6 protein-coding genes and 1 pseudogene are annotated in these 6,623 nt (G+C 43.8%); 3 read left to right on the plus strand and 4 right to left on the minus strand.

Going from position 1 to position 6,623, the window contains the following annotated elements; all coding sequences use genetic code 11:
• Positions 1-125 precede the first annotated feature (125 nt).
• On the plus strand, positions 126-257 hold the full coding sequence (locus QUA57_RS27845; RefSeq protein WP_333065032.1) for a hypothetical protein: 132 nt from the start codon (positions 126-128) through the stop codon (positions 255-257).
• A 190-nt stretch (positions 258-447) separates the two neighbouring features.
• On the opposite strand, the gene QUA57_RS27850 is transcribed toward QUA57_RS27845, so the two are convergent.
• Entirely contained in the window at positions 448-1,644 is a 1,197-nt protein-coding gene (locus QUA57_RS27850) for a CapA family protein (RefSeq protein ID WP_333065031.1), read from the minus strand.
• A 63-nt stretch (positions 1,645-1,707) separates the two neighbouring features.
• On the opposite strand from QUA57_RS27850, the gene QUA57_RS27855 reads away from it, so the two are divergent.
• Positions 1,708-2,685 carry a hypothetical protein gene (locus QUA57_RS27855; RefSeq protein WP_333065030.1) on the plus strand — a complete coding sequence of 326 codons (978 nt, stop codon included), beginning with the start codon at positions 1,708-1,710 and terminating at the stop codon, positions 2,683-2,685.
• 77 nt (positions 2,686-2,762) lie between these two features.
• The gene (locus QUA57_RS27860) at positions 2,763-3,323 is read left to right on the plus strand and encodes a Uma2 family endonuclease (RefSeq protein ID WP_333065029.1); all 561 of its coding nucleotides are present in this window, start codon (positions 2,763-2,765) and stop codon (positions 3,321-3,323) included.
• Positions 3,324-3,439: 116 nt separating this feature from the next.
• Here QUA57_RS27860 and QUA57_RS27865 read toward each other — a convergent pair whose 3' ends face one another.
• The 3 genes and pseudogenes from QUA57_RS27865 to QUA57_RS27875 all read right to left on the minus strand — a co-directional run.
• Positions 3,440-3,835 (minus strand): SH3 domain-containing protein, encoded by a 396-nt coding sequence (locus QUA57_RS27865; RefSeq protein WP_333065027.1) that lies wholly within the window; start codon positions 3,833-3,835, stop codon positions 3,440-3,442.
• 81 nt (positions 3,836-3,916) lie between these two features.
• Complete coding sequence (locus QUA57_RS27870; RefSeq protein ID WP_333065026.1) at positions 3,917-5,710, minus strand: N-acetylmuramoyl-L-alanine amidase; 1,794 nt, start codon at positions 5,708-5,710, stop codon at positions 3,917-3,919.
• A gap of 169 nt (positions 5,711-5,879) precedes the next feature.
• A pseudogene (locus QUA57_RS27875) lies at positions 5,880-6,548 on the minus strand (potassium channel family protein); the annotation flags it as partial.
• Positions 6,549-6,623 lie beyond the last annotated feature (75 nt).

Consider the following 6,623-nt stretch of genomic DNA (forward strand, 5'->3'; position numbering starts at 1 on the left):
TCATCTTTTTTCACAGTTTTACTAGCTTTTTCATTTTCGCCCTTTTTTCATATATTTGCAACAGTGAGATGCACCCTATTGTTGACTGTTAACTGTCAGTCGAAAAACTAAATGATAGCTGAGTATTGACTGTTGATTCGATTTTACAATTCGATGCTAACGGAGTTGATATGACGCGCTATTCTGCTGCCCATTTCGCCCTGATTGGAAAGGATATCCAAGCTTGGGTAAATTTATTTGCTGAAGATGCGGCATGATTGTTCGATCGCCTAAATCTAAGTTTTATACCCAACACTTGAGTTAATTCTGAGCATAATTGCTGATTGACAAATGCTTCCCTAGCTTAAGCTGTTACCTTAGCAATGGGAACGGCCTGGGAATACCAATCGGTCGGCTAGGCCTCCAATTCCCATAACTAATGCCCAATTCCCAATTTTCCATGCCAAATTATTTGGATTTTTTCGGACTATTCAAAGAGTTAAGATGATTGTTCATATCCTGCAAATATTTTGATAAAATAGGATACTGTGAAGTTGCTAGTAGTGCATCTTTTTTCTGGCTGACCGTTGTTTCTAAGGGCAAAACGCGATAGTTCGTTTTATTGTTCAAAGTATAGCGGTGTACCCAAGTAGGATGTGTTTTTACATTGGTAATTTCTGTGGTGTTTTCGGGAAATTTTTTGCGAATATTTACTTGCAAAATTACGCCTAAGTCTGTATATTTTTTATTCTGACCCGAAATGAAGTTTCCCATTGAATAAATTGCTACAGCTTTGCGAGTTTTGCCATTTTCTCCGGGGAATTTAAAAATTTTGTAAGGTTGGACGACGTGGGGATGGCTGCCGAGAATGATGTCTGCACCAGCTTTTAATAGGTTTTCCACTAATTGTTTTTGTTGGGTGTTTGGCTGTCGCTGATATTCATCGCCAAAATGCAGGGAAATTGCGATAATATCTGCTCCTTGTTTTCGGGCTTTGGCAATGTCTTTGATTATCTTTTTTTGGTCGATTAGGGAAACTAAGTAATCTTTGCCTTTGGGTATGGGAATGCCGTTTGTGCCGTAGGTGTAGGCTAGCATGGCTAGTGAAATGTTGTTTTTGGTGCTGATTAAAGTGCGTGAAGCTTCGGCGGCTGATGTGGCTGTTCCTGTTGAGGCAATTTTACGATCGCTCAGATTGGCGATCGTTCTAATTACTCCTTTTTCTCCACGGTCTAAAGCATGATTGTTGGCGGTTGTCAAGATATTAAATCCTGCTTTTTTAGTCGCATCCGCTAATTGAGCAGGTGCGTTAAATAGCGGATATCCCGTATATCCGCCCGCATCTTCGCCCGCTAAAGGTGTTTCGAGATTTCCGATCACCCAATCGCCTGTTGACAGGATACTTTTAACTGGTGCGAAGAAATTGTCAAAATTGTATGTTTTCTTTTTTGCGTCGTAGCCCGATCGCGTTTGGGTACTGTGCATCATGATGTCGCCGACAGCAATTAGTTTTGCTTCTTTGATCTCAGACTTTGGTTGGGCGGGAACAGGGGTTGCAATTGGCGATCGACTTTCTGTAGGCTGTGTGTTAGTTTGTGGCGTTTGGATATTGCAGCCTGCGAGCGAAAGCATGGCAATTATCGAGAGCAACCGACGAAAGTTCATGATTTTTGGGAGTAATTTTTCGGCTTATATGGTATCATAAATAATTTGCCTACTGCTAAACAAATGAAAAAAAACTATCTAATTCTTGCCTTGATTGTTTTTGTAACAATTACGGGTTTTGGGGTTTTAACTTACGCTCAAACTTCGGGTGATAGACCTTTTGAATTTGCCTTAATTGGCGATTTGCCCTACAGTGCCGAACAAGAAGCAAAATTTCCGAGTTTGATTGCAGATATCAATCGATCGCCCGCAGCGTTTGTCGTCCACGACGGCGACATTAAAAACGGTTCTAGTGTCTGCGATGATGCAACTTTTGTCAGTCGCAAGCAGTTATTTGATAATTTTGAAAATCCATTTATTCTAGTTTATGGTGACAATGAATGGACGGATTGCCACCGTTCAAATAACGGCAGTTACGATCCAGTAGAAAGACTCGCTAAACTGCGGGAAATTTTCAACCAAGGTAATCAAAGTTTGGGAAAGCGCACCTTAACTCTCACCCGTCAAAGCGAAAACCCGCAGTTTGCTAAATTCCGCGAAAATGTTCGCTGGATTTATCATGGAGTTGTGTTTTTCGCGATTAATATGCCGGGAAGCAACAACAATTTTGGCCGCACTCCCGAAGCAGATGCTGAATATGCCGATCGCAATTGGGCTAACTTAGCCTGGATCAAAGAATGTTTTGCTTTAGCCAAACGCAGCAACAGCAAAGGAATTGTGTTAGTTGCACAGGCAAATCCGGGATTTGAATTCGATCCAACGGACAAAAGAAGAAGTGGCTACAACGATTTTATCGCAACTCTGGAAACAGAAACAGGCAATTTCCGAGGGCAGGTTGTATTCGTCCACGGCGATACTCACTATTTCCGCATCGATAAACCTTTACCCCATTTTACCGATGAGACTCAACTGCCGAGAATGAAAAATTTTACTAGAGTTGAAACTTTTGGTTCTCCAAACGTGCATTGGTTGCGGGCTTTTTATGACCCAGAAAATCCTAATTTGTTTGAATTTAAACAGCAAATTGTCCCGCAAAATTAGGCAAGATAGCACCATTTTAATGCAAGATAAATATTTTTTTCTTGCACGGAAGATAGGTATAATTGAGGAATTTATTTATGGCAATCGCAACTGGGCACCTCACCCTGGAAGAATTTCTGAAACTGCCAGAAACTAAACCTGCCAGCGAATACATTGAGGGCGAGATTATCCAAAAACCTATCCCAAAAACAAAGCACAGCCGATTGCGATTAAAAGCGTGCAATGAAATTAATCAGATGACGGAAACTCCAAAGATAGTTTATGCTTTTCCAGAGTTGCGGTGTACGTTTGGCGGTCGATCGATTGTTCCAGATATTGCGGTACTATTGTGGGAACAGATTCAATTTGATGACAGGGGCGAACCCGTGGATGATGTGCTAATTGCACCGTATTGGGCGATCGAAATCCTGTCGCCCCAACAAAGCTCAAATCGCGTAACTAGGAAAATTATTCACTGCCTTCAACATAATTGTCAGTTGGGGTGGCTAATCGATCCAGACGATAGATCGATTTTAGCGTTTTTGCCCAACCAACAACCGCAATTCTGCGAAGGTAGCGATGTCCTTCCTGTGCCCGAAATGATTCCCCTGAATATCACCGCTGAACAGGTGTTTAGCTGGTTGAGAATGCAACAATGAATCAGGGCGATCGTCTTTTTTGTACTACTTTTAAAACTTTCCCTGTTTGGTTGCTAGTGAAAACTTTAACTTTCATCTCAACTAAGGACTGAAATCCTTACTACAAACCCAATCCCCTATTGCCGCCACCTGTCAAATTGGTCTTCGGAACAGCCATTAATAAATTGATTGTTCACCCAACCGTCAAGGATTGTAAAAGTTTCATTAGGAGGATTACCCGAAAATCTGGCCGCAATTTTCACCCAATTACCTTGTCTGCTGACAGCCCTAACTCCGTCTCCTCTTTTCAATTTAGCTACAACCGCGTACTTATTGCCTGGACCTTTGCGAATGTTAACAGCGCCACCTTCACCTGTAATAAACGAGCAATGAGTTTGCTTTTTTAAAGCTTCTGCTTTTGCGGGAGAAAGACTTTGCTGCTTGCCGAAGACAGGAAAGCTGTAAAGTGAGAAGCTAAGACTTGCAACTACGGCTGCAATAAAAAAGGCTTTTGATTGAGTAAAAATTAGCATTATTTCATTTCCTTGGATTGACCGAACTGAAGTCCTGACTATGATTTTTTGGAGAAAGACTTCAGTCCTTACTACTAACTGTTATTTGACAGAGGCAAACCATTCGGTAACACCTTGGGCGATCGCCTCAGCTAATTTCTTTTGTTCTGTCGGATTTACAATCCATTCAAACTCTTCGGGATTGATCAAAAATCCCAATTCCATTAAAACAGATGGAGCCACGGCAGGACGAGTCATGGCTAAGTTGTTCCAGAATACACCATAGCTCGGACGGTTCAACTTGGCAACTAAATAATTGTGCAAAAATATTGCCAAACTGTGCGCTTGCGGGTGAAACCAGAAAGCGCCGACGCCTTTAGTCTTAATGGCATCTCCGTTATCCGGCAAAGCATTGTAGTGAATTGAAAGTGCGATCGCAGGTTCTTCTTTTTGAATCATTTCCACCCTCGGTGGCAAATCCAAATCCACATCTTCTACCCGCGTCATTACCACATTCGCGCCCCGATTTACCAATCCCTCTTGCACCAATTTCGACACCGTTAAAGCTACTGTCTTTTCTCTAATTCCCACTGGACTCACAGCACCTCCATCCTCCGGCCCGCCGTGTCCTGCATCGATGAGAATCTTAATTCCCGACAGCGGCTTTGCTTGCGAATTGGGCACCGCGCTTGTATTCGCAGGCGGGTGTTTTAAAGACAACACTAAAGTTGTGCCCTCGTATCTCAACTTGTAACCCCACTGCTGGGCAGATTTGAGATTAAAAGTGTATTGTACTTGCAGCGGCGAGATTTGTTGCCATTCCAAACGCGAAATTACGGGGTCATCCTGGATGCGAATAATGTCAGTTTGAGCGGTAGTATTGTACAGGGTTAAAGTGAAAGTCCGTTCTCCTTCTTGCACAGTGACTGGGACGGGTATTTCTAAGGGAAATAACACCTCTGTCCAGCCGGAAACTTGACGCGAACTGGCGCTGCGAATAATCGATCGCGCAGGCACTGCATCCTTGACAATTTGCACTTCTGATGCTTTAATCCAAGCACCGTAATCGAGTCTGAGCCATTCTCCCTCGCGCCCGATAACTGTTGCTCGCGTTCCCTTCGGCAGCGGTGTCATCCGAGAAAAATCTGTACTCGCCCCGGTTCTGGCAACACCGGGATCTGCTGTTACTTCGGCTATTTCTAAGTCAGCCGGAGAAAGAATAGAAATCTTGCCAGTACCCTGCTGGCTGATAGTTTGATTATTCATTGTTAGCTCAAACGAGGGCACGCCTAAATCAATTGTTTCTCCCTTAGATGAGAGGGCGTTCTCAGGGGTTTTACCGCAGCCTTGATACTGTTCGCTGCCGCCTTTTTTGATCGGGGAGTTTTCACCTAACAGTACAGATTTGTTGTCGGGTAATTCGACTTGCGATCGCGCTTTTAAAGGAATAGTAACGCCCGCCAATTTTACCGAAACTTGAGCATTCGCAGGTGCGATCGCCCCAAAGCAAATATATTCTCCCGGCAAACTCGCCACATCGACTTTCGGCGTCAGGGAATCTTTAGCAAAAGCCAATCCTACAAGGACTTCCGGCTGATTCGACTCGCGTGTCACCTTAATTTTGACTTCCTGATTTTCGTAACGCAAGGTAAAGAGATTTTCGCCGAGTTGCAGCGGAAAAGTCGGGGCGAAATGCCCGGATGCGGTGCGCGAAATTTGGTTGCCATTTACTAACACTTGTCCCGGTGCGGGCGCTGTGCCGATTAAAAAGATGCGATCGGCTGTAGTTTTGTGGTTGGCTGGAGGATAAGAGACGAACAAAGGTTGAGCCGCCACAGCTACAGAGGCGATCGCCACGATCATCCCAAACACAACTAATGCTAAAAATTTTCTCATTCTAAACCGCAACTAATTGAGACTCTGTTAGTTATTTATACTAGAACTTGCCCTAAGAAACCGGATTTCTGAGGATTAGCCGTAAGTCCTATTTACTATACAGGGCCCATTTTATCAGGTTTGTAGTTGCAATTGAGCGATCGGCAAAATAAATTCCCGCGTCAAACCATTAAGTTTTAATTAATTCCGAGGTGGTTCTCCACAGTTGCTCCAACCGATTCGCCGGCATCGTCAAATACAAAACATCCCCCGTACTCAAACAACAATTCAGTAAATCCCAGCCGTGGAGAGTTTGACAATTAGTTTCCACATACAGAGGCACAAAATCCGCAGACTTAGCAGCATCTTGAATACGGTGGCCACAGAAAGGATGGTTTGGCGTAATCAATGTGGCCAAGCAAACCCATAGACTATCAGCCGTCATTCCGTTGCCCAAAATTCTGCCTCCAATCGCCGCTGCTGCGAAAGCAGGAGCCGCCAATTCCGTCGGGTTCAAAACTCCTTCAAACTCAAAAGCTTGCTGCACCATCAAAGCAAAATGTGGGTCTTGATTGCGAACAATAACTGATAGTTTGGGTGCCAATCCTTTAGCGCTCAAGGCAATTTCGACATTAGACATATCGCTGCTAGTAACAGCCAAAAGTGCTGCCGCTTGCTTAACATTAGCAGCTTCCAGAGTTGCAGGCAAACTCGCACTTCCCTGAATGACCGGAATTTTCATTGAGCGAGCCGTGTTCAGAAAGCGGCAGTTTGTATCTTGCTCGATTACCACAATATCGTAACCGTTAGTGTGCAGTTCTTTAGCAATTTGGATACCGATTCCTCCGAGTCCGCAAATACAGCACTTCCGGATGTTATGAGGTACAGTAGCAGCAATTAGCAAACCAGTTTTTGAGATGTTTGGGATTCATTA

It is taken from the genome of Microcoleus sp. Pol7_B2, assembly GCF_036701035.1.
Taxonomy (GTDB): domain Bacteria; phylum Cyanobacteriota; class Cyanobacteriia; order Cyanobacteriales; family Microcoleaceae; genus Microcoleus.

Bases quoted from the DNA above. Each gene is read 5' to 3' on its own strand.
- QUA57_RS27865 (WP_333065027.1), bottom strand. From the start codon at position 3,835: ATGCTAATTTTTACTCAATCAAAAGCCTTTTTTATTGCAGCCGTAGTT.
- QUA57_RS27870 (WP_333065026.1), bottom strand. From the start codon at position 5,710: ATGAGAAAATTTTTAGCATTAGTTGTGTTTGGGATGATCGTGGCGATC.
- QUA57_RS27855 (WP_333065030.1), top strand. From the start codon at position 1,708: ATGAAAAAAAACTATCTAATTCTTGCCTTGATTGTTTTTGTAACAATT.
- QUA57_RS27850 (WP_333065031.1), bottom strand. From the start codon at position 1,644: ATGAACTTTCGTCGGTTGCTCTCGATAATTGCCATGCTTTCGCTCGCA.
- QUA57_RS27860 (WP_333065029.1), top strand. From the start codon at position 2,763: ATGGCAATCGCAACTGGGCACCTCACCCTGGAAGAATTTCTGAAACTG.